Below are 24,819 nucleotides of genomic sequence, written 5' to 3'. Positions count from 1 at the left end.
GTATTTATGATAAAATTGATAGTCACGGATCTTGACGGAACGCTATTGAACGACAACCACGAAGTGCCGCCGCGTTTCTGGGGTATTGCAGAAAACCTGTTTACCAAAGGGGTTAAGCTGGGCATTGCAACTGGCCGGCCTTATTTCAGTATCAGTGAAAAATTCGGATCGGTCATGGACAAGATATTCGCTATTTCTGATAATGGCAGTCTTGTTACGCATGAAAATAAAGTTTTGATGTCAAAACCATTACCACAGTCAGCGATAACGGAACTTGTCACTACGGCACGAACCATTAACGATGCCTGGCCGGTGTTATGCGGCACTGATCAATGGTATATTGAAGATGCCAGCGATACACTGATAGAAAGCATCCTGGTATACCATAAGAAACTGGCTGTTGTGGATGATCTCACCAAGGTTAGTGAGCCGGTTTTAAAGGTGTCCGTTTACGATTTAAAAGGCGCTGAACAAAACAGTTATCCGCATTACAAACATCTTGCTTCCAGGCTTAAAATTGCTGCCGGGGCTGCCATGTGGCTGGACATTACCCGGAATGATGCCAATAAGGGAGCGGCCGTAACCAGGTTACAGGAATTATATGGCATCAGCCCTGATGAAACATTGGTATTTGGCGATTTTATGAACGATTATGAAATGATGCAGACTGCCAGATACAGCTACGCCATGAAGAATGCCACTCCTGCCATAATCCAGACAGCCAACTATGTTACGGAAAAAGATAACAACGATGCCGGCATACTAGAGGTGATTGAAGCATTGTGCTTTTAGATTCACTGCACTCCCCGGTAAACATGCACTACAATCCCACGGGGAAAGCGCTTCAGGTCTGTGAGTTGCAGCTCCAGCGGGGCGTTAAAGATCGGTAACCCCGCACCCAGGGCCACCGGATGAATAGCGAGGTGGTACTCGTCTATCAGTCCTGTAGCGATAAGACTTTGCATAAAACCACCGCCGCCCAGTGCTACTATTGGTTTTCCATTGCCTGTAGTTTTCAGTTCGCGGATTGTTTCGGTAAGGTCGCTGCTGAAAACGGATGCTGCTGCCCAGGAAGCTGCAGCGGCCACCTGCTCAGGGGTAGTAGTGGCAACAGGAGGCAGTCCGCCGAACCCTTTTTTCGTAAACAGGGCTTTGGGGGAGGCAAAAAACAGGTAAATGGTCACCAGTAAGAGTTCTATCAGACAACATTTTTGATGAAGGTAATCCCTAACCTGGTTCAATGCGTGTGAGATCAGGTTGGCGACGGTCTTCTTGATGAGCTGCAGTTTCGCTGCGATCTGATCATGCGAAAGTCCTTTGTTACCTCCCTGTCTCGTGCGGGTAAATTATGCAGGACAGCATGTATCATGGTAGTTGTTTCCCTGCTGTGCATTAATTCTTCCTGAGGAACAGCAACAGGTTCCATACTACGTATCAGCAGCTGACGCTTATCATGGCGCAAGGTATTGATATCTCATGCCATACCATGGTCATGAAGTAGGCTCTGAATTTCTGCCATTGCTGTATGCTTTCACTCTTAAGCCATTACATAACAAATACTTCCTGGTTGGCATCTTCCACAAGCATAGGAGATTTCAAAAATGGTAATGCAAATGAGTAGACTTCATTCCATTAATGCCTCTCTAGTTGCGCATAGGCCTGTTCTTCGCCTTGAGCGATACCATCAATGAATTTCTTCAGTTCACATGAAGAAATATCCGGCAAATAAAGTTGATTTAATATTTTGACGATTGATGACACTTTGTGTTCAATGGACTTCCATCAATTTATGACATGAGCGCATTGGTTTGTTTGTAATATAGTATCAGCCATACAAACTAAAAACCTTTCAACCTTTTATCCATGGTCATTTTCAACAATTTAAAAAAGTCATTTTTTTCGGGGAATTGTCTGAAATTTTACGTCTTAAGAAGTTGCTGCGATATATTATAAAAAGTGCTATGGTATTTCTCCTGGTCCGCAATAATGTATTAATTTGATGAATTTTAAAATGTTCCACTTTTTTAAAAAATCGTTTTCGCTTCTTCTCTAAGCACCTTAATGGATCTGTAGCTGGTATTTTCACTATTCAGGATACAAATTTATGTAACAGATAATAAAGAAGTTAAAGTCATAAAAGTTACACCATGACTGATTCCAAGAACAAATCTTGTCTGTGCCCAGAAGAATGCGATGAAGAGAATGGCTAACCGAAGATATTTTCAAGTATATAGACATTTATTAAGTATTCAATACCTTGATCATAAAATGATAAATACTCAAAAATTGGTTGGACTTGACATCTATTTTTTTGGGAGTTAAAACAATACTTCCAATTTGCGGCAGTACAGGTTTTTCTCCATTAAAACTATAATCGTGTTTGAAAATCGACTCTAATCCACTGGTAGCACTAGCAGAATGCATTAAAGAAATTGTAAATAAGCCAATTACCTGTTGTTTTGATGTGTCTGAAACTCCGATTTTATGGAGGTAATTGAGAGTAAGTTTTGCAAGGTCTAGTTGCAATTTTATCGGATCATAATTTTTATATTTGGCGTCTAATATGCAATAAACAGCACCTTTAGAGTTACTCGCTCGGATAATAAAATCCGGTTTATATGAGAATCGAGTAAAATGTGTAAATTCAGGGGGAAAATCTTCATAAAATATGGTGTAAAAAATATCTCCAGATTTTATAGTATAAGTACCAGCTAACTTATTATTCTTATCTCCCAATAGTACTTCCTGCCAATTATTATCATTTACATTATTGGAGATAGTATCTTTTAATAAGTAAAAACAATATATCTCAAATAATCTATCAAATGACTCTACTTCTAAATTGAAGTTATTGATATTTAAATCCAGATTAAATAAATGACGCGAATAGTCTATTAATTGTAGAACTTCACGGTAATGCATTTTTCGGAAAAATCCTTCTATTTTTGATGGAAACCCAAAAACAGGAGAGGTTACAGGCAGTTCCTTTGTATGAAAGGCGTAAATCGTTTTCACAATTTCACCTGATTCTACAACTGTTTGAAGTATCAGGTTATTGAAGCACGATATAAGAAATTCTTTAAAATTAGATATTCTTGTCCTGGGTGTCCTACTAAAAATCTCTTCACCCAAATCGAGTAATAATCTTCTTAGGTTTATCAAGAAACCTAAAATAATGGCATTCTCATAAGTATCTGTGCTTTTACTTATTTCATTAAGAAGTATTGATTCTATCCTAACCGGATGATTATTGATAATGGCATCCAAATCTGAACTATTACCATCAACCTTCTTAAATACTGATGGATTATCAATTAACCAATCAATTGAATCTTCATCGACAGGTTGAGTTTTATCATATGATACTACATTCTGTTTATATGAATATTTTCTTATAGGGTCAAATTTAAACGCTGGAAGACTCTCCTTCCATTTGTTTAATTTTTTCAACAATTCGCGAAGTGCTTCTAATAAAGTATTCTTAATATCATTCTGACTCCCCTCCAATACAGCTTTATAAAGGATATTACTATCAAAGTAGCCAACACTAATTAAATATAAGGTGACTAGTTCATAGTTCTCAGAGCTAATTTTATTGGTCTCAACAATTACATTAGCTACATGAACCTCGGCACCTTCTATGTGAACGTAAATTTTTGACAAGCCTATTTCGTTAACAAAAATTCTCGCAAAGCGCCTAGCTCCTGACTTGGTAGCATAGCGTTGCTCGGATAGATGTGCTTCATTATTACTCCCAGGCAACAATCCATTTAGATGATTTAAGTTTAACTTGTAATAATTTTTTTGTTGCTGATAGATTGGTTCATCTAAAACCAGAAAAGTATTTCCAATAACGACCCTCATCTTCGATGGCTCCAAGAATACATCCGTTTCAATTTCAATATCAACATGGCTTAACTCAGAAAGTTGAATATTTAAAACATTACCCGAATATGTATAGGTAATCAAATCTTCCCGACTTTTTACATGAAAGTAAACGTACATATTAGAAGAATGTATAGTTTTGAAATTCTTTCCCCTTAGTAATTATTTCATCCAACTCCTGTCCGCTTTTTAATAGGGATCGATGAAAACACTCATCTTTTAATTTCTGCAAGCGAGCCTCAAACCCTTTACCGTGCCCATTGATGAGTGGAATAATATTTTGAAGAATAGCGTAGTCCAATGCCAGGAATTGATTGGAATGATACTTATTAAATATTTTCCTCACAACGTGGCAATACATTGTAATAGCTTTTACTTTTCTTGGACTCACTGGAACCTGCTTTCCAAGCTTAGCATCTTTATCTCCGAGGATATTAAGTATTTCTGTAAACGTTCTTTTTTCATTCTGCGTTAGACTAGGATTCTCAGGAAAAAAAGCCGATCGTATACTAGCAAATGAATGATAGCTCATATCATGATCTATAGTCAATGCAGTAAATGTTAATTCTGTACTTTTCTGAGCATCATAATCCAATTTTATTATACTCGCCCTATCCAATAAACGCGGGGATAATATTTCAGTTGTATGATCATTATTGATCGTAAACAGAAATCTTAAGCCATCTGGCAGACTGATATATCCATCTTGTTTAGGATCATTAAGGTGAATGCTTCTATCAGTTTCTTTATCTGTCACCCCCAAAAAATCAGACCAATAATGTTCTATTGGACTAAGGTTAGCCTCATCCAACACTATGAAGAAAGGTACTGTTCTCAATAACTCTGGATCGTTTGTAAGTTGATATAGACGGTCAAGCAAACCAAATTCATCTTTCTGATATTCAGCTTTCAAGGAATTATAGAATCCCAATAGATTTTTCTTTGAATTCCAGCCTCTTCCCACTGGTATATCTAAATATAGATCTTTGGGGGCAATAAACGATCCTATCAAATAAGAGAGAGAAGATTTACCGACACCCGGCAACCCGGAAAAAATAGTGAGGAAATTTTGATGAACGCAGGTCAGCACATTGGCAATTTCAATCTCACTAAGAATTCTATTCCTAGAATCCAAATAGGTTTTGGCCTCACTAATATACAAATCCATATCTAATGGCCCTGATATAATCCTAGTATCAAAATCAAAGCTAGACGCCTGCATTTCATCTTGCTGTAATGTATCTGGAAAGTACCCGTTCAAAGCTTTTACATATGGCATTAGCTCCACCACTTTTTTGTGAGTACCTTTGGTCGCTTCTTTGAAATATTCTTCCTGAAGTTCCAGCAATTCTTTTTTCTTTTGATCTACGGAGGTCATCAGCACGTGTACTGCATTCTCAACTCTAGTATACTCCCGGCTCAAATCAGGAAGATTATTTGCCATCCCTAGCACTTCAAGTTTACTTGCTATTTCCTGTTCAATTTTGTTAAGTTCTTCAGACTTAGACTGGAGTAATTCCTTCTGATTAGTTAAGCGTTGCAACGAGGCTTCCAGACCTTCAACATCCTTTGTTCTCTGAACTATAGTTTTTTCTAAGTTTGAAATATCTTCACCTAACTCCTTATTCTTCGAGATAAATTCCTTCCTGAATTGGGCTTCATAATCTTTAATAAGATCAAATTTATTATTACTTATATATTGATCAATTTTAGCTTGCCCTTCTTTTGATTGAATATATTGATTTGAAATGTATGCATCTAGATAATTTAGCCAAGCAGATGTCTTACCTTGTAATGAAGTCAAACGTGAAAACCTAATTTTATCGACCACACTTTCACCACTGTTCATAGTGAGCCAGTTTTGTGTTTTCTCTTTTGAGTATCCATCAGGAAAAGCTGTACTAGCCCAATCAATTATTTGCTGATCAGTTTCATTTAGTATATGTTCAATTGGTTGTATTTTTTCCACTATCTCACTGATACCGTAGATGTAATACTCTTCATCTTCATTTTTTCCATACAAATTCTTTACAATCCTGTGCTCCAGCTGTTCACGATTAAATTTAAATGTTACATTCTGTAATTCATCGTTCAGATTTAAATCGACAGTATTTAAAGATTCAATTTTATATATGAAATCACCTGACATTTGATCAGGCTTCTCTACCTGAAAAATAGAAATCGGGCCATATATAAAACCTCCATCTTCAATAAAAACATATCTATGGCCGGAATATGGCAATCCAATTTGGTCATTATCCAGTGGAAATTTCCCTTTAATAAGCATAGGCAGCTTAGAAATACTTACTGATGTACCATCAAGAGATTGATATTGACAGCTAGTTGGGGTATACTCCTCATAGTTACTTGTTTCCTCTATATCTAATACAAAAAATTCATGTGCTTCAAAATCTTCATACACGTAATTATACTCTTTGAGAATAATAATAGTGCCCAAATTTGGAAACTTTTCTTTACGCTTTTCAGCACTTCCAGTGGATTCTATCAAATTGTCCTCACTAATAAAATATATAGGTGTGATATGCCCGGAGCTGACCTCCCTTTGGGTTGAGCGTTTTGCAATTACGACATTCATATTCAAATATTATTAAAAGACTTACAATTTTGGTTATTTTTTGGTCTAGTTTAGTTATGCAGCATTCGCATAAGGGCTTTAATTTAGCTTTAATATGACAGAACATATTCCATCCACTGCATCAAGGGATGCAGTAAATAACTTCAAGTATATAAAAAATAAATGATTATTCAAATATAAAATCAGCTGGAACATCCTAAAAATGAGCAAATTAACTTCCCCGACAATGATAAACCTTCGGGCCAAGTCGATTTTCAGCATTCACTATCCTCTAGTAGAATCTATTAATTGTATCCAGCTAACAATCCAAGTTTAGATTTGACCATCATGACAATTTTGAATTACTGCTTTTACAAAGTGAATATAGGTTTTACAAATTAAAATAGGTTTGCTTAGCTGAACACCTTATCTATTGTAAGGATTAGGAAGTGTCAGTATTGATAAATCTTGTTGGAAATGATTTCCTGCCTATGTGGATTGGCAGTACAAATTTTGATTCTAAGGAAACAAATTGCTGCAGTATCTATGATAAATATTCAATGAAATCGATAACAATTAATTATTGGCTAATATTATGAAAAGATCAACCAATAATAAGTTCATATCTCATACTTTCAAAAAGTTATCAAAGCAGTTATTGTAAAAGAATATAGCATGATCGAGGAAGAATGAAGATGTAATTTACTAGGAGCATTTGCTTCATAAAACACTGAAAAACAGTCCTTTTCTAATCAAATGAGAATGAGTCAATATTTACCAAAGCCCCATTCTTGTTTCATTTTTACAAAACAAGACATAATGAATGAATTTACTAGCGATTCACTGCACTCCCTGGTAAACATGCACTACAATCCCACGGGGAAAGCGCTTCAGGTCTGTGAGTTGCAGCTCCAGCGGGGCGTTAAAGATCGGTAACCCCGCACCCAGGGCCACCGGATGAATAGCGAGGTGGTACTCGTCTATCAGTCCTGTAGCGATAAGACTTTGCATAAAACCACCGCCGCCCAGTGCTACTATTGGTTTTCCATTGCCTGTAGTTTTCAGTTCGCGGATTGTTTCGGTAAGGTCGCTGCTGAAAACGGATGCTGATGCCCAGGAAGCTGCAGCGGCCACCTGCTCAGGGGTAGTAGTGGCAACAGGGGGCAGTCCGCCGAACCCTTTTTTCGTAAACAGGGCTTTGGGGGTCGTGTTCATCGGTTCGGCAAAAGGCCCTGTGGCAGTAGGCCAGAAAGGAGCCATCTCTTCAAAGGATACCCTGCCCATGATCAGCAGTCCGGCCTGTTTGATGATGCCCACACTCCAGGCCAGCGATTCCTCATCGCCGGTTTTGAAGATCCAGTCTTTCCTGCCATTGGCGTCGCATACGAAACCATCCAGCGAAACCGACATCTTCATGATTAACTTGCGCATAGATCAAATATTTGTTATTCAAAAATAGGTCATCTGCCCGCAGCAAATCCAGGGGAATTACGACAAAGATCGGGGGAATTGCGCCACAGTACAAGGTTTTGTGGATCATCTTCCTATATTTTAATATCAGCAATTGTTGTTGTGAAATATAAATATTGTTATTTAAAAATATATGTATGAAGAAATCTGCCTTCTCCCATCAGATAACTATCCGTTTTTCAATAGCTTAGAGAATAGTATTACGATCATTTGCAATAGTTTCATACCTTTGCAACCCAATTGTAGTTTATGCTTGAAAAATTGAAAATAGGGGTATTAGGAGGCGGTCAACTCGGTGCTATGCTGATCAGGCATGCCATTGATCTTGGTCTCAACGTTTCTGTGATGGATAAAGATCCAAATGCACCATGTGCACGTTATACCTCTTCCTTTGTTCCTGCCGATCCTACTTCGTACGAAGCGGTGCTGGCATTTGGTAAGGGAATGGATGTTATTACGATAGAAAGGGAAGCAGTAAATATTGCCGCTTTGCGTCAGCTGGAAAAAGACGGCGTGAAAGTATTTCCTTCTCCCGACACGATTGAAACCATCCAGGATAAATATACCCAGAAGCAATTTCTGCAGTCGCACAATATACCGGTAGTACCGGGTGTGGCTGTACAGGGCAAAGACGAACTGTATGCTATCGAAAACAAGCTGCCTGGCTGCCTGAAAAAGCGCCGCGATGGCTACGACGGCTACGGTGTAATGGTTTTAAAAACGAAAGAAGATATCCAGAAAGCTTTTGAAGTACCTTGTGTACTGGAAGAACTCGTGGACATCAAGCATGAAATAGCTGTTATTGTAGCAAGAAACGAACACGGAGAAGTAAAATGCTACGATGCCGTAATGATGGCGTTTTCAGAAGAGAAATTCATCCTGGACTCACAGATTACGCCGGCACAGCTGGATCAGGCTATTCTTCAACAGGCCACTGTTCTTGCTGAAAAAATCGCAGCTGCATTTAAGCTGGTAGGTATTCTTGCCGTTGAAATGTTTGTAACACAGGACAACAAAGTAGTAGTCAATGAACTGGCGCCAAGACCACATAACAGCGGTCACCATACAATAGAAGCCAGCATCACTTCTCAATACGAGCAACTGCTCCGCGCCATTTTAGGATTGCCACTGGGCGCCACTGACCTGCGTTTTCCAACTATCATGATGAACATACTGGACAGTACTTATCTGAATGAAAATAAAAAGGAAGTATTAACAAGTCTGTTGGCGATCAAGGGAGCACACCTCCACTGGTATGGCAAAACAGAACACAGGCCAGGCAGGAAAATCGGTCACCTGACGATCGCAGATACCACCATGGAAAGCATTACAGCAAAGGCTGAAACTATTCGGAAAATTTTAAAATAAAAAATATGAAACAGGTAGAAGTAGGCGTTATCATGGGCAGCAACTCCGATGCACCTATTATGAATCAGGCAATCGAAGTGTTAAAGAAATTCGATATTGGTTTTGAGTTTAGCGTTGTATCAGCACACCGCAGTCCGCAAAGAATGTTTGATTATGCAGCTGCTGCTGAAGTACGTGGCCTGAAGATCATTATCGCAGGTGCTGGTGGCGCAGCTCACCTGCCAGGCATGGTTGCGGCTATCACCACTTTACCTGTAATCGGTGTACCTGTTAAGTCGTCCAATTCCCTCGATGGCTGGGATTCGCTGTTATCCATTGTACAGATGCCGGGTGATGTTCCTGTGGCTACTGTAAGTGTGAATGGCGCCCGCAACGCAGGTTTACTGGCAGTACAGATACTGGCTACCCATAATCCGGCACTCAGAGAAAAACTGGCTGCCATGAAAAAGGACAACAATGAAAAAGTACTGAAAATGGATGAAACCCTGGACCAGTACAGATAATATATCAGGCTGTAACCCCATTACAGCTTATGTTCAATAGCTTGCAACCGATCTTTACTGAATAGAGATCGGTTGTTTAGTTTTCTCTACCACATAGAGACGGTGGGCCAAAAAAAACGCCGCAGGCGCAAGACGTCAGCCCTTTTATGCATTTGGTCAAATTTCCCCTTTCCTGCCCTTATTTTGGCTTACCTTTTTGCCATGAAGCCAAAACATCTCCTATATCTCCTTGCCCTGATCAAGCTGATATTACCGTTCTTTCTTCAGGACCCTCACTGGGGACCTCACCGCGACGAATTCCTGTACCTCGCTGAGGCGAGGCATATGGCTTGGGGCTATATGGAAGCGCCGCCACTGCTGTCCGTTTTTGCCTGGCTGACCAACCTTTTCGGAGGAGCCATGTGGGCCATCAGGCTATGGCCTGCCCTGGCAGGCGCCCTCACCTACCTGCTCGTGGGACGCCTCGCACTTCACCTGGGAGGCCGCTGGTTTTCCGTTGTGCTTGCCTGGCTCCCTTTCGTAGCCGGGGCCTGGCTCAGAATGCATTTCCTCTTCCAACCTAATTTCCTGGATATTTTATGGTGGACGGCCATGGTCTATGCACTGGTGCGATATCAGCAGACAGAGAAAAATGTCTGCCTCTATCTCGCAGGCATCAGCTTTGGCCTGGGCATGCTCAGTAAATACACCATGCTGTTCTATGCCATCGGCTTAATAGCAGGACTTGTACTCACCTGGAACAGAAAAGTACTTACCAACAGGCATTTTTATTTCGCGATGGGATGCGGCCTGCTGCTTTTCCTTCCTAATCTGCTCTGGCAGATCAATCAGGGATTTCCGGTTGTATACCACATGAAAACACTGCATAACGGCCAGCTGCAGTACCTGAGCCCATGGACATTCCTCAAAGACCAGCTGCTATACAATGCAGCTACCCTATTCATCTGGATAACAGGCCTGGTTTGGGTGGCACGCACGAAGGAATACCGCTTCGTTGCATGGGCTTTTATCATCACCATTATACTGTTGCTGATAGGCCACGGCAAAAGCTATTATTCACAAGGCGCCTATCCCGTCCTGTTTGCCTTTGGCGCTGCGCAACTGGACACCTGGGCCAATAAATGGATGAAAGCCGGGATGGTCGCTTTCAGCCTGTTTATAGGTTACCGGCTCATTCCAATACTGCTGCCTTTTAAATCGCCGGCAGCGCTGGTGAACTATTATCAGCATCATCACCTGGCCAGCAAAGTAGGTGCGCTCCAATGGGAAGATCAGCGGGACCACCCGTTGCCACAGGATTTTGCTGATATGTTGTCGTGGGATGAAATGACACAGAAAGTAGCCGCTGCCTATGCCACGCTTGATAATGACGAGAAAGCGCGTACCATCCTGTTTTGCGACAACTACGGAGAAGCAGGCGCCGTAAATTATTACGGCCCCGCATATCATCTGCCAAAAGCCTACAGTGACAACGCCAGCTTTCTATACTGGTTGCCGGATAACTTTGAACAATACGACATCATACTGCTCGTCACCGACGACAGGCTCGAAATGGAGCACAAATTTATCCAGGAGTTTAAAGAAGTCAGACTTGCAGGAAAGATCACCACCCCATACTCCCGTGAAGAAGGTTCACTGATCATTTTGATGAAGGGCCCCAGCGAAGCATTCAGACAGGCATTCAAAGATAAAATTGATCGCAGCAGACTTAAAACCACCGCCCAGGGGGCTGTTCAGACATTCAAGCCCAATCCCCTCGATGATGGAGGCAGCCTGCATTAAAGATTGAAGTAACGCACTTTGCTATCTTAATAATTCGTCCATGGTTTTGAAACCATGGACGAATTATTTTTATCATCATGATAAAAAACGAAAAACGCTTTATTCTATACACTCACGAAAAAATATTGATCTTTTACCGATTCTAATACTATTTTTTCCGGATTAATCTTAGTCTTGCAGCAATAAATAACCACCCCAAAACAGTAATTCCAATTAGCAATGATTCAGTCACACCTTTTCTATTCCCAGGTTTCTTTATAAATCTGATAGATGTAACGTAAGCACAAAATCGGGCAGCACTCATAACTCCATAATGGAGAAAGAAATGTTATATACTGTTATCAGCGTCAAATACATTATACGTAATGGTGAGGACTCAAAATAGTCCCTGCCGGTATTGTCATATTGAAAACTGCATTAATCCCGGGGAAATATAGCTGTAGTATACCTACTCCCTGGGAATTAGTCTATTTATTTTTTTACAATGACTCCAAAATTCAGATTCACCTGTTGTGTAATAATACACCTGGTCAGCTTATGCTATTCCGTGGCTAATGGCCAAATCGCTCACTATCAACCGGGCAAATCAGACAGTACCACTTTGGTATATTTAAATCCATCTAATCTTAATACAGAGGAGATGCAGATTATATATCGGACACTAGGACAAATCTATGATAGCATCAATCCTAACTGGTCCATGTTTCATCCAAGTTTTCTAAATGAAATCAAGGCAAAAAAACAATCCAACGAAAAAACGATTGAGCTTCTTTACAATGTCACTAAGAATCAAGACAAAGACCTTTTTGAGACGGTTGCTGCGTCTGCACATATCCGGACATATGCCTTAAATAAGTCCGACAGTAAGGAGCCTATTGTATGGAAGCAAAGTATCAATAAGCTGCCTAAAATTCCTGACACGGAGAATGTTGATAACGCACAATATTTCAATCTTGCCAAAGGCACCATTGCATACATAAGCACAGATTCTCTTACCTCCGCCATTACCAATGATAATACGAATATTGCTGCGGCTCCTGAAAATGAATATGCATTGTCAGCAAACAACAATGATGGATTATGGGCCTTTAACTTAAACCCTCATCAAAAAAAGTTACTTTTCGATTCTATTGCACGGCAGCACCCCGAGTTACTTTCAAAAATCGGAGCATATAACAACTATATCGATGAAGGAGAAATAGTTATCCCAAAAGAAGACACCCTGCAGACAACTGCGAAAATGAGTATTGTTGTGGATAATACATTTACCCTTCATGATACGCTAGCCCAAAAACTTTCCAATGTTGCGGATTCCTGTTTTCGGAAATTCTATGTACTTGATTTGTTCAATACAGGCGACTCCTGCGCACACGGGCAAAAAGTACTGAATGTAATAAGCCTCATACTAAACAAACATATCACATCCGCTCCGCTCCGACAACAGTTACAGGAAAAGATCATTGCGATCCCCCTCAACTACACTGGTAATAAGCGTTTTCTGGACTCTCTGTTAGTGGAATACCTCAAATTATATAACGAGGGTGATGAAGCGAAGTTTTTAATGGAAATCAAAGATATTCCTGATCGTTTGCTTGACTATAGGAGAATCCAACAGGAAGTTGTCCGGCTGAAGGCATCACACCAAAAATTCAAACCCACATTTATTTGCACTTTCGTGCTGAAGGCGCTACTTGATTATTGTCAACGCCCCTCCTCGCAGGTGGATGTTGTCAACACCAGTCTGTTCACAAAGATCAGCGACCGGATCGGTCTTAATTTCACGCCGCTGTCTACCTGCTTTATTGCAGCTGCAGATAATAGTTCCGGCAGCATAGAGAACCTTCAGCTATTGCAGGAGGGCCTGAATAATACGGAGCCTTTAGTAACATATAATACACTTCAGCATCAAGCCTCCAGTTGCTTTCTCATCGGTGGATACCTGTCTCCCACCAAACCCTTTGGTATGTACTCAGAAAACGCCCTGGGAATAACTGGTGTCGGCCATGCCTCCAACTGGAATACCAGCAACAGTAATTCATACTGTATTACGCAATCTACAACCGGCAACAGCTACGCCAGTCCGGAGGTATCAGCGATGATCTGGCTGGCGCGGGCTTACTGGAGAAGTATTGGCATTACACCTTCCCCATGGGAGATAAGAATAAAGCTGATCTTATCAGGTGAGATTGCGGAAGATTTTGTACAAAAATATGCCAGCGGTGGATTAGTCAACTGGAATGCCTTCTACTATCCAGGTTTCAGGTATCTCATGAAACAGGATGGCTCTATTCAACAGCTGGATTTATCGGATAATTCTTCTGTTACTATCTCCGGAACGCAATATACATTGGGGAAAAAACCAACCACACAGAAAGCAGACAAGCTGGCCCATAAAACCAATATCCTTGGTTTTAAGCATGTGAATGGCAAAAACTATTTCCTCTTTGATGACAGTATGTGCTGGCAAGAAGTGGCAGACCAGCCTTACTTCGATCTAAAACCTAAAGGAGGGACCGCTATCAACTGGGATGCCTTTATTGCCGGATACAAAGAAATTATTTATTATTAAAACATATCATCATGCGCAAATCTTTTCTTACTGTAGCTGCAGCACTCATATGCTTTTCTGCAGGTGCACAAAATTACAACAAGGAATTTATCAAGGCAGTTAAAAGGTGTATTGGCAAAGACTTCAGGAAGTATTCTTTCCTAAGTTATCCGCTGGACAATTATGGCGTGCTGACTTTTTACCGTACCAGTCCCACCACCAACCACATGATATCACCATCATTCAAGACTATTGGTAAAGATAAACCCACCAATCCGGACGAGTGGTTAAAGATGGATAATAATGTTGAAATCGGTGAAGGCCCATCAATAGAACTTAGTGATAAATCTCAGCGGGAGATGTCTGTTTCCACGATTCTGCCTAAATTATTTAATATATTAAAAATAAGTGGAAAATATAAGCAGGAGAGCGTAGTTGAATCCCATGTGCATTTTAACGCAGGTTACAGTCGGGTAATGGACCCTGATAAAGCGGTGGCACTTATTCAAAAAATACCTTCAGTTAATACAGGCTATGTAAACAAGGACCTGGTTTATGTGTACGCTGATTTTGTCATCAATAACATGGTTGTTGATATTGCCGTTACAGGTGATATGGAAGGCTCCCTCGATGCAGGATTGAGCGGCTTCCCTACTGTAGACAATGTTACAACAGTTGGAGATGTTGATTTGAATTTTTCAGTAAAGAAAAACAGTAAAGGTAGTTACACGGTAACCTTTAATCGTCCGTTAATCATTGCCCGATTACTTAAGTACCAACCAAGCGACGGAACACTGGAATCAACTGGTGATGTAGCTATTGCTAAAGTCCCCGATCCTTCCCTGCTCGTGGCCAGGAAGTAAGCATTATCCGGCAAAGTCCGACAAATGATACCAGGTACAGCCTCATAACGCTCATTGTTGTGAGGCTGTATTCTTTTATTAAAATCTTCAATTAACCTCAACTATCTCATTCTAAATTATTTAACATTTTCTGTTTATTAATTAATTCCTGCTTTTCCCCCACCTCATCTAATTAAATATCTGAATTATTAACAATTAACGCTTTTAGGCACCTATTTATAGATATCATCAAACGCCTGTCTGAACACCCTATACAATCCAAGCCAACCGGGGGTCGTTTTACCCTCCAAATCCCTTATATTCGTTTTACTTAAGTTCTTTCTTTTTTTTAGGCCGGAAACCGGTGACACAAAGCCAGGCAGTAAAAAGGGACCGTGAAACATGCAACAAAGAAGATCAGCCCCCAACTGATCAGGATAGCTACCTTTATTGTTTCAGCAAAAAATATACACCAAACAACCTACTGCAGCAGCATGCACCTGTCATTTCCGGCATCATTACCTGACGTAATATTTTAAAGCTTGATATTATAATGAATCACGTAAATGAAAAGCGCACTCCTGGACAAAAATTCAGGGATGCGATGCAAAAGGAGAATCCACTGCAGATCGTTGGCGCCATCAATGCCAATCATGCACTGCTGGCCCAACAGGCCGGATTTAATGCCATCTACCTCTCTGGTGGCGGCGTTGCGGCAGGCTCACTCGGTATCCCGGACCTTGGCATCACCAATTTAACAGATGTACTGATAGACATCGAACGTATTACCAATGTTTGTGACCTCCCGCTAATGGTAGATGTTGATACCGGCTTCGGGCCGTCTGCGTTCAACGTAGCAAGAACTGTAAAATCATTAATAAAAGCCGGAGCGGCAGCACTTCATATTGAAGACCAGGTAGGCGCAAAACGTTGCGGACACCGCCCCGGGAAAGAAGTTGTCAGTAAAGATGAAATGTCGGACAGACTGAAAGCCGCTGCAGATGCACGTTACGACGACAGCTTCGTCATCGGCGCCAGAACAGATGCGTTTGGCAACGAAGGACTGGAAAAAACCATCGAACGTGCCATTGCCTACAAGGAAGCCGGCGCCGACTTCATCTTCGCAGAAGCCGTTCCTGACCTCGCCGCCTATCAAAAATTCGTAGATGCTACCGGCATACCAGTGCTGGCCAACATTACAGAATTCGGTATGATAAAAATGTATACCGTCGACGAATTAAAAGGCGCCGGTGTGCAGCTGATACTCTACCCGCTTTCTGCATTCCGTGCTGCCAATAAAGCCGCGCAGAATGTCTATGAACACATCCGCAAAGACGGCACCCAGCAAAATGTGCTCGATACCATGCAAACAAGGGAAGAACTCTACAAAAGCATAGGCTATCATTCCTACGAACAAAAATTAGATGATCTCTTTAAAAAGAACAAAGATGTCCAGTAACAACGAGCCAACATTCAAACCAAAAAAGAGTGTAATGCTTTCCGGCGTTGAAGCGGGGAATACAGCACTTTGCAGCGTAGGCAAGAGCGGAAACGACTTACATTACCGCGGGTACAATATCCTCGACCTGGCAGAGAAAGCTACCTTTGAAGAAGTAGCCTATCTCCTCATCTATGGTCAGCTGCCTACCCAGGCACAACTCAATACCTATAAAACTAAATTAAAATCACTGCGGGGCTTACCGCACTCTATAAAAAATATCCTGAGAAACATTCCTGCCGCCGCACATCCCATGGATGTGATGCGCTCGACAGTTTCCGCCATCGGCAGCATACAGCCTGAAAAAGATGATCACAATACTGCCGGCGCAAGGGATATCGCCGACAAGCTGCTGGCATCTTTCAGCTCCGCATTGCTTTACTGGTACCACTATACGCATAACGGTAAAGAAATTGACGTAGAAACCGATGATGAAACCATTGGCGGACATTTCCTTCACCTGTTACATGGCCGCAAGCCATCTGAATCAGCAGTAAGGGCCATGCAGATTTCGCTGAACCTCTACGCTGAACACGAATTCAACGCCTCTACCTTTACCAGCAGAGTAATTGCCGGTACCGGTTCTGACTTTTATTCCTGTATCACCGGCGCCATCGGCGCATTGCGCGGGCCTAAACATGGCGGCGCCAACGAAGTCGCTTTTGATATCCAGAGCAGATATAATTCCGCTGATGAAGCTGAGGCCGATATTAAAAAGCGTTTGCAGAACAAAGAAGTCATCATCGGTTTCGGACACCCTGTATATACTATCTCCGATCCTAGAAATGTGGTGATTAAAAAAGTGGCGAAAGAGCTGTCCGCCGAAGCTGGTGATATGCTGTTATATGATATCGCCGAGCGACTGGAAACAGTGATGTGGGACGAAAAGAAAATGTTCCCCAACCTGGATTGGTATTCGGCTGTTTCCTACCATCAGCTGGGCGTACCTACGCTGATGTTCACGCCGCTGTTTGTGGTGTCGAGGGTGACCGGCTGGAGCGCACATATCATAGAACAACGCCAGGATGGTAAAATTATCCGCCCCAGCGCCAATTACATCGGACCGGAGAACAAAGACTTCGTTCCTATTACAGAAAGAAAATAAACATCAAAATAAATAAGCAGCAATAATATGTCGTCACATATTTCGAATGAAAGACCACAACCAGACAAAGTACTGGCAGATATCGCAGACTACGTTTTAAACTATAAGATTACCAGCGACCTCGCCTGGTCGACAGCGCATTACTGCCTCCTGGATACGCTGGGCTGTGGCCTTGAAGCACTGACCTATCCTGCCTGCACCAAGTTACTTGGCCCGGTAGTGAAAGGAACAGTAGTACCTAACGGCGCAAAAGTACCGGGAACACAGTTTCAGCTGGATCCTATCCAGGCAGCATTTAATATCGGTGCCATCATCCGCTGGCTCGATTTCAATGATACCTGGCTCGCAGCAGAATGGGGCCATCCTTCCGATAACCTGGGAGGTATTCTGGCTACCGCCGACTGGCTGTCCAGGACCAACCTGGCCGAAGGCAAGGCACCGCTGAAAATGAAACAGGTGCTGGAAGCCATGATCATGGCACATGAAGTGCAAGGTGTGCTGGCACTGGAAAACTCTTTCAACAAAGTAGGTCTGGACCATGTACTGCTGGTGAAAGTTGCCTCTACCGCCGTAGTAGGCAAACTGCTAGGCCTCAGCAGAGATGAACTGATCAACGCGATATCGCTCGCATTTGTAGACGGGCAGTCGTTACGTACTTACCGCCACGCTCCTAATACCGGCAGCCGAAAATCATGGGCAGCAGGTGATGCCACCGCAAGAGCCGTTCGGCTGGCATTGATCGCACAGACAGGTGAAATGGGCTACCCTTCCGTTCTTACCGCCAAAACATGGGGTTTTTATGATGTCTCCTTCAAAGGAAATGAATTCAAATTCCAGCGCGGATATGGCTCCTATGTAATGGAGAACGTATTGTTTAAAATCTCCTTCCCTGCTGAGTTCCATGCCCAGACTGCCGTAGAAGCAGCCATGACACTGAACAAAAAACTGGCAGCTATCGGTAAGACATCGGAAGATATTAAAAAGATTACCATCCGTACCCACGAGGCAGCGATCAGGATCATTGACAAAAAAGGACCACTCAATAATCCGGCAGACCGCGACCACACCATTCAATACATGGTAGCAATACCTTTGATCTTTGGCAGATTAACGGCCGCAGATTATGAAGATGTAGTGGCGCAGGACCCGCGTATTGATATCCTCCGCGATAAAATCTCCTGTGTGGAAGATCCGCAGTTTACCAAAGATTACCATGACCCTGAAAAACGCTCCATCCCGAATGCGCTGACCATTGAACTGAATGATGGAACCGTATTGGATGAAGTGGTAGTTGAATATCCGATCGGACATAAGCGCAGACGTGAGGAAGGTATTCCGGAGCTGTTGAAAAAATACAAGATCAACCTCGCCCGCATCTTCCCGGAAAAACAACAGAAAACATTGCAGGCCCGCACAATGGACTATGCAACGTTACAGGATATGGACGTACAGGAGTTTGTTGATTTATTCGTTATATAGTTAATTGCTGTAGTTGCTGCTATCAGCACAACGTAATTACCGGAAGGGCATATCACTGATATGCCCTTTTTATTTTAGTCAGATGCCTATATTTTGCTGGTCTTTATTGACGCACATCACAAAGGTGCTGTGCGTACTCCCGATACTCTGCACAGACCCCAGTTTATTAAAAACAAAATCCTGGTAGTGCTTCATATCCCTGGCATATACTTTTAACAGGAAGTCGTAATCTCCGGAGATATTATAACATTCCACCACTTCTCCCAGTCGCATAATATCTGTTACAAACTGTGTCCCTACGGACTTATCGTGCTGTTTGAGTTTGATATTACAAAATACGATGAGGCCATAGCCCAGCTTCTCTGCATCTATAACAGCGATATACTTTTTGATGTAGCCACCTGCTTCCAGTTTTTTGACACGTTCAAAAACAGGGGAAGTGGAAAGACTCACTCTGGCAGCCAGTTCTTTAACCGTGATGGTAGAATCTTCCCCAAGTAGCCTGAGCAGTTGCCGGTCGATATCATCTAATTGGTCCATGAAAAAATATTCTTTTTTAAGAGAAAATAGCGCTTATGTCAGGTAATATATTCTGCATAAAAGATAAAAATAGAATTTTATACTGATAATTTTATCTTTTATAAAACAAATCATCTAAATACTTAGATTTGTCCCGTTTATCGTTCTTTTCATATCTTATCGACCAGAATGGGTTGCTGATGAAAATCAGCATTAAAAGGGAACCGTGTGTAAATCACGGGCTGTCGCGCAACTGTAAGTAACGCAAAAAGTTTTCACCACTATATGTCCACTGTATCTACTACGTAGAAATGGGAAGGACGGTGCAAATGTTACAAGCCAGGAGACCTGCCTGCATTGGAAGGACAATGCTTTCGCGTAAAAGGCAAAGGTCTGATCTGATAGCTGACAACCTCACATGAATAGGTGTGGTGTGGCTATTGTATGTCCCTTCCTCCTGCGAGCATTGAAGGTTTGTAAAGACAATTGTAATTGTTTTAACTAAACTATCTAGGAAAATGCTTACGCAAAACCTGGGCTACCCGCGCATTGGTGGCCAAAGACAGCTTAAAAAAGCTAACGAGCAGTACTGGGCAGGCAAGATAACTCTCAACGAGTTACAGGAAGTTGCCCGCCAGATCAAGGTAGAAAACTGGAAAACACAGCTGGATGCAGGCATAGACCTGATCCCATGCAATGATTTCAGTTACTATGACCAGGTACTGGATACCAGTGTATTACTGGGTGTTATCCCTGAGCGCTACGCCCCTGTTCTCTCTCAGGTAAAAGCAAACCACGAAATTGACGCCTATTTTGCTATGGCAAGAGGTTACCAGAAAGATGGCCTCGACATCACTGCGATGGAGATGACCAAATGGCTGGATACCAACTATCACTATATTGTTCCAGAGTTCAGGGCCAACCAGGAATTCCGTGTTAACAACAACAATATCTTCAACGAATTTGAGGCGGCTCAGCAACAAGTGGGCAAAAAGGCAAAACCAGTATTGATAGGGCCTGTAAGCTATCTGCTGCTGGGTAAGGAAAAAGAGAAAGGTTTTGAGCGTGCAGACCTCATCAAAAAACTGGTACCGGTATACGTTGAAATCATCAACAAACTGAAAGCACAGGGTGCTGAATGGATCCAGCTGGACGAACCATGTCTCGTGCTTGATCTCTCTAAAAAAGAAAAAGAAGCATTTGAATACGCCTACAGCGAAATCGCCAAGCAGGTAAGTGGTATCAAAATACTGGTAGCTACCTACTTTGATGCGCTGCTGGACAATACTGAACTGGCTGTAAACCTGCCAGTAAACGCACTGCACGTTGACCTGGTACGTGCGCCGGAGCAACTGGATGAAGTGCTTGCATTCATTCCTAAAGGACTGCAACTCTCTGTTGGTGTAATCGATGGCCGTAACGTCTGGAAAAACGATTACGAAAAATCTTTGGCGCTGATCAGCAAAGCGGTTGCAAAACTGGGCGCTGAAAACGTTATCATCGCTCCTTCCTGCTCCCTGCTGCACAGTCCTATTGACCTGGCTTTCGAAACAGCCCTTGATCCTGAGATCAAAAACTGGATGGCATTTGCTAAACAGAAGCTGACAGAAGTAAGCGAATTAAAACAGATCGTTGAAGGCAACACCGCTTTGCTGGATGCCAACAAGAAAGCCATTGAGAGCAGACGCACATCAGGAAAAGTTCACAAACAGGCGGTGAAAGACCGTGTGGCAGCTATCACAGCGAATGATGCCACCCGTAAAAGCGCATTCCCTGTTCGTCAGCAACTGCACCATCAGCGCTTTAAATTACCTGCCTTCCCAACCACTACTATCGGTTCCTTCCCGCAAACAGACGATATACGTCAGTTACGTGCGAAATACAAAAAAGGTGACTTAACCACCGAACAGTATGAAAAAGCCATCGAACAGGCAACAATCGATACCATTCGCTGGCAGGAAGAAATTGGCCTGGATGTACTGGTACATGGTGAGTTTGAGCGTAACGACATGGTGGAATACTTCGGTGAGCAACTGGATGGCTTCCTGTTTACCAAAAATGGCTGGGTACAGAGCTACGGCAGCCGTTGCGTGAAACCTCCGGTTATCTTTGGTGATGTTAGTCGCCCGAATGACATGACCGTACGCTGGAGCACTTTCGCTGCTGCACAAACAGACAGACCGATGAAAGGTATGCTGACAGGTCCGGTTACTATTCTGCAATGGTCTTTTGTACGTGACGACCAGCCTCGTGAGATTACTACCAAACAGATTGCACTGGGTATCCGCGACGAAGTGGTAGCATTGGAAAAAGCCGGCATCGGTATTATTCAGATCGATGAAGCCGCGATCCGTGAAGGTTTGCCACTGCGCAAAGCAAAACGTCCGCATTACCTCGACTGGGCAGTGAGTGCGTTCCGTATTGCAGCAAGTGGTGTGGAAGATAAAACACAGATCCATACACACATGTGCTACAGTGAGTTTAACGATATCATCGAACATATCGCTGCGATGGATGCGGATGTGATCACCATAGAAACCAGCCGTTCACAGATGGAGCTGCTACAGGCATTTGCGCACTTCGAATATCCGAACGAGATCGGACCAGGTGTATACGATATCCACTCCCCTCGTGTACCAACCACAGAAGAAATGGCGGCCCTGCTGGCAAAAGCAGCTGACCTGCTGCCGGCACGCAACCTCTGGGTAAACCCTGATTGCGGTCTGAAAACACGTAAATGGCCTGAAACCAAATCTGCCCTGATCAACATGGTGGCGGCAGCACAGCAGGCACGTGAGCATATCAGCACCGAAAGCCTTGTCTAAATAACCGGTGGACATCTCTCCACCACCATCATACAGCAACACCAGGTACAGCTTTCAACTTTTGCCTGGTGTTGCTTCATCACATATCGCGCATTTAGCCAACATCAAGGCCGAGATTGAAGCCTCTATTCATATGATAAACAGCATAGCAGGTATGTTGTCTGAGATAGGTATAAGAAAAGAAATGCTTACCGTTACAAATAGTTAAGATATGAGTGTATTTATCAGAGAGAAACTGGAATTACCCAACAATGGGAAGAAGCTGCTGCTACACTCCTGCTGTGCGCCCTGTTCCGGTGAAGTCATGGAGGCCATTATAGCCTCCGGGATCGAGTTCACCATTTACTTTTATAATCCGAATATTCATCCCAGGAAAGAATACGATATCCGCAAAGATGAAAACATCCGTTTTGCTGAAAAGCATGGGATCCCTTTTATTGATGCGGATTATGATGTAGATAACTGGTTTGAGCGGGCGAAGGGCATGGAGGCAGCACCAGAGCGAGGCATACGTTGTACCATGTGCTTCGACATGCGTTTTGAGCGTACGGCTTTGTATGCAGCTGAGCATGGTTTTGATACTATCTGCAGTTCTTTGGGAATTTCCCGGTGGAAGAATATGGACCAGATCAATGATTGCGGCCTCAGAGCGGCTGGCCATTATGAAGGCCTTACCTACTGGACCTATAACTGGCGTAAGAAAGGTGGTTCAAAGCGTATGCTGGACATCAGCAAAGAAGAAGAATTTTACATGCAGGAGTATTGTGGATGTGCGTATTCGCTGAGAGATACCAACAAATGGCGTACACAAAACGGCAGAGAGAAGATTAAACTGGGAGAAAAATATTATGGAAAGGATGCTGATGATAAGTCAGTATAATTTTTAGTCCCGATGAGCATAAAGGCCTTCAGGCATATTGCGGGAAGGCCTTTATGTTAATTTTGATTGATAGTAAGGTAATATAAATCTTTCCCTGACCTGCCTTAGTTTCTCATAAAATGCGTCTATTTCCAGGCCTTCCAGCGGTTCATTCTTCCACAGATCTTCTTTTGTAATTCCGGTAGCAATGGTCAGGCCGGCTATCAATAGATTTTTCAGAAAATGCAGGTTCTCATCTGCCGGCTCAAAATTCCTGGTATAATCAAGTACCTCAGCTAATGGTGTAGTGCTGAAAATGGATTGATCGCCGCCGACGATATCAATATATTCGACCACCATACATAAGGTTACAATCATGGCGCCAGCTATAGAAAATTTCACTTCTTCATCTACCCAATCCACATCCTTATGCAATGTCATATACTGCCAATACGGGATTGTAAATGAATGTCCCGGAACAAAAGCATGGTGAAGGTCTGCCCCGTTTTCATCAAAGATCCAGAGGATATCTTTTTTAAGTTGATTTATTTCTTCGTATTCCAGCTCTTTTTTGGTACCACCAGGTATTTTAATAAATTGGCCGCTAAGCATTGTATGTTGTTTATGATTCCGGTAACTATAAAGATAGCAGACTCAATCATGATTTCTCTTTGACAGACGATATTTACCTTGTATCTTTATCTAGTATTCCAATACCTTATGAACACACGACGTAGTTTTCTCCGAAATTCCTCTCTTGCAGCGGGACTGCTTTTATTAAAATCCCCCCTTCATACGCTGGCAGCCAATAATATGGCTACAATACGCCTGGCTGGCGATAGCAGCGGGTTACTGTTACATTATACCAACGATATGCATGGCAATGTATTTCAGGGCATGGATGCCGGCGACCTGTTGCTGGATGCCGGTGATTTTACCGATGGAAGCACCAACCACCATGCTCACCTGGAGGTTATACATGCGATGAATGCTGCAGGTTACCATGCTGCTACCATCGGCAACCGGGAACTGGCCAATGGTACAGCCGCTCTTGCCGCGCTCATTCCTGCCATGAAATTTGCATTGGTAAACTGTAATTATCATTTTGAAGATACAAAGCTGGCAGCCATGATAAAACCGGCATTGATTGTTCAGAAAGGTTTGATTAAAATTGGTATTACAGGCGTAGGTACTCCCCTTCCTGGCGTAGCCGGCGTAACAGTAACAGATCCTGTTGAAGCGGCCAATGCTGCGGCTGCACACCTGCGCAAACAAGGATGTCAGCTGGTGATCTGTTTATCCCATTTAGGATATGACACCACGCCTGGTAAAGTTTCCAATTATGCCCTGGTACATGAATCAACAGATATCGACTTCATTGCAGGCGGACATCAACATAACAATAACAGCTACCTACGCTCTTTACGCAACGCTGCTGGCAAGGAAGTATTAATAGGCCATACCTGCAGTACCAACGCTACAGTGAAAGGCGAACTGGCATTTAGTTTCAATGAATCGCAGCAACTCATGCAAATAATGCCTGCTGTTTTGAAAGCATAAT

18 protein-coding genes and 1 riboswitch are annotated in these 24,819 nt (G+C 42.5%); of the genes, 12 read left to right on the top strand and 6 right to left on the bottom strand.

Annotated features, from left to right (window positions below):
* Positions 1 to 6: 6 nt before the first annotated feature.
* Positions 7 to 792, top strand: coding sequence for an HAD family hydrolase (locus F3J22_RS13665; RefSeq protein WP_167018036.1), 786 nt, complete (start codon positions 7 to 9; stop codon positions 790 to 792).
* Between the two features lie 2 nt (positions 793 to 794).
* On the opposite strand, the gene F3J22_RS13660 is transcribed toward F3J22_RS13665, so the two are convergent.
* The 4 genes from F3J22_RS13660 to F3J22_RS13645 form a co-directional block, all read right to left on the bottom strand.
* Positions 795 to 1,241 (bottom strand): dihydrofolate reductase family protein, encoded by a 447-nt coding sequence (locus F3J22_RS13660; protein WP_240155050.1) that lies wholly within the window; start codon positions 1,239 to 1,241, stop codon positions 795 to 797.
* Between the two features lie 1,000 nt (positions 1,242 to 2,241).
* Positions 2,242 to 3,969 carry a hypothetical protein gene (locus tag F3J22_RS13655; protein WP_167018034.1) on the bottom strand — a complete coding sequence of 576 codons (1,728 nt, stop codon included), beginning with the start codon at positions 3,967 to 3,969 and terminating at the stop codon, positions 2,242 to 2,244.
* Positions 3,970 to 4,006: 37 nt separating this feature from the next.
* Positions 4,007 to 6,481, bottom strand: a complete 2,475-nt coding sequence (locus F3J22_RS13650; protein WP_167018032.1) for a hypothetical protein — start codon at positions 6,479 to 6,481, stop codon at positions 4,007 to 4,009.
* Between the two features lie 819 nt (positions 6,482 to 7,300).
* Complete coding sequence (locus F3J22_RS13645) at positions 7,301 to 7,891, bottom strand: dihydrofolate reductase family protein (RefSeq protein WP_167018030.1); 591 nt, start codon at positions 7,889 to 7,891, stop codon at positions 7,301 to 7,303.
* Positions 7,892 to 8,179: 288 nt separating this feature from the next.
* Between F3J22_RS13645 and F3J22_RS13640 the strand changes: the two genes are divergently transcribed.
* The 8 genes from F3J22_RS13640 to F3J22_RS13605 all read left to right on the top strand — a co-directional run bounded on the left by F3J22_RS13640 (position 8,180) and on the right by F3J22_RS13605 (position 19,055).
* Positions 8,180 to 9,298, top strand: a complete 1,119-nt coding sequence (locus F3J22_RS13640; protein WP_167018028.1) for a 5-(carboxyamino)imidazole ribonucleotide synthase — start codon at positions 8,180 to 8,182, stop codon at positions 9,296 to 9,298.
* 5 nt (positions 9,299 to 9,303) lie between these two features.
* Positions 9,304 to 9,801, top strand: a complete 498-nt coding sequence (gene purE, locus F3J22_RS13635; RefSeq protein ID WP_167018026.1) for a 5-(carboxyamino)imidazole ribonucleotide mutase — start codon at positions 9,304 to 9,306, stop codon at positions 9,799 to 9,801.
* Positions 9,802 to 10,002: 201 nt separating this feature from the next.
* Positions 10,003 to 11,583 (top strand): glycosyltransferase family 39 protein, encoded by a 1,581-nt coding sequence (locus F3J22_RS13630; RefSeq protein WP_167018024.1) that lies wholly within the window; start codon positions 10,003 to 10,005, stop codon positions 11,581 to 11,583.
* Positions 11,584 to 12,223: 640 nt separating this feature from the next.
* On the top strand, positions 12,224 to 14,152 hold the full coding sequence (locus tag F3J22_RS13625) for a hypothetical protein (protein WP_167018022.1): 1,929 nt from the start codon (positions 12,224 to 12,226) through the stop codon (positions 14,150 to 14,152).
* An 11-nt stretch (positions 14,153 to 14,163) separates the two neighbouring features.
* Positions 14,164 to 14,994, top strand: a complete 831-nt coding sequence (locus F3J22_RS13620) for a hypothetical protein (RefSeq protein WP_167018020.1) — start codon at positions 14,164 to 14,166, stop codon at positions 14,992 to 14,994.
* Between the two features lie 532 nt (positions 14,995 to 15,526).
* Positions 15,527 to 16,432 (top strand): methylisocitrate lyase, encoded by a 906-nt coding sequence (prpB, locus tag F3J22_RS13615; RefSeq protein ID WP_167018018.1) that lies wholly within the window; start codon positions 15,527 to 15,529, stop codon positions 16,430 to 16,432.
* Positions 16,422 to 17,576: a 2-methylcitrate synthase gene (gene prpC / locus F3J22_RS13610; RefSeq protein ID WP_167018016.1), complete on the top strand. Its 1,155-nt coding sequence runs from the start codon at positions 16,422 to 16,424 to the stop codon at positions 17,574 to 17,576. The genes prpB and prpC overlap by 11 nt, the downstream gene beginning before the upstream one ends.
* Before the next feature lie 27 nt (positions 17,577 to 17,603).
* Positions 17,604 to 19,055, top strand: a complete 1,452-nt coding sequence (locus F3J22_RS13605; protein WP_167018014.1) for a bifunctional 2-methylcitrate dehydratase/aconitate hydratase — start codon at positions 17,604 to 17,606, stop codon at positions 19,053 to 19,055.
* A gap of 78 nt (positions 19,056 to 19,133) precedes the next feature.
* Here the strand turns inward: F3J22_RS13605 and F3J22_RS13600 are convergent, their stop codons facing one another.
* Positions 19,134 to 19,595, bottom strand: coding sequence for an Lrp/AsnC family transcriptional regulator (locus F3J22_RS13600; RefSeq protein WP_167018012.1), 462 nt, complete (start codon positions 19,593 to 19,595; stop codon positions 19,134 to 19,136).
* A 153-nt stretch (positions 19,596 to 19,748) separates the two neighbouring features.
* Positions 19,749 to 19,945: riboswitch (cobalamin riboswitch) on the top strand.
* 147 nt (positions 19,946 to 20,092) lie between these two features.
* On the opposite strand from F3J22_RS13600, the gene metE reads away from it, so the two are divergent.
* Complete coding sequence (metE, locus tag F3J22_RS13595; RefSeq protein ID WP_167018010.1) at positions 20,093 to 22,399, top strand: 5-methyltetrahydropteroyltriglutamate--homocysteine S-methyltransferase; 2,307 nt, start codon at positions 20,093 to 20,095, stop codon at positions 22,397 to 22,399.
* 211 nt (positions 22,400 to 22,610) lie between these two features.
* On the top strand, positions 22,611 to 23,279 hold the full coding sequence (locus F3J22_RS13590) for an epoxyqueuosine reductase QueH (RefSeq protein WP_167018007.1): 669 nt from the start codon (positions 22,611 to 22,613) through the stop codon (positions 23,277 to 23,279).
* 51 nt (positions 23,280 to 23,330) lie between these two features.
* Here the strand turns inward: F3J22_RS13590 and F3J22_RS13585 are convergent, their stop codons facing one another.
* On the bottom strand, positions 23,331 to 23,870 hold the full coding sequence (locus F3J22_RS13585; protein ID WP_167018005.1) for a hypothetical protein: 540 nt from the start codon (positions 23,868 to 23,870) through the stop codon (positions 23,331 to 23,333).
* Positions 23,871 to 23,978: 108 nt separating this feature from the next.
* Here F3J22_RS13585 and F3J22_RS13580 point away from each other — a divergent pair, with 108 nt between their 5' ends.
* Positions 23,979 to 24,818 (top strand): metallophosphoesterase, encoded by an 840-nt coding sequence (locus tag F3J22_RS13580; protein ID WP_167018003.1) that lies wholly within the window; start codon positions 23,979 to 23,981, stop codon positions 24,816 to 24,818.
* Position 24,819: the final 1 nt, after the last annotated feature.

The organism is Chitinophaga sp. Cy-1792 (genome assembly GCF_011752935.1).
Taxonomy (GTDB): domain Bacteria; phylum Bacteroidota; class Bacteroidia; order Chitinophagales; family Chitinophagaceae; genus Chitinophaga.
The sequence above is the reverse complement of the archived record's forward strand: the minus strand, read 5'-3'. Positions and strand labels throughout refer to the sequence as shown.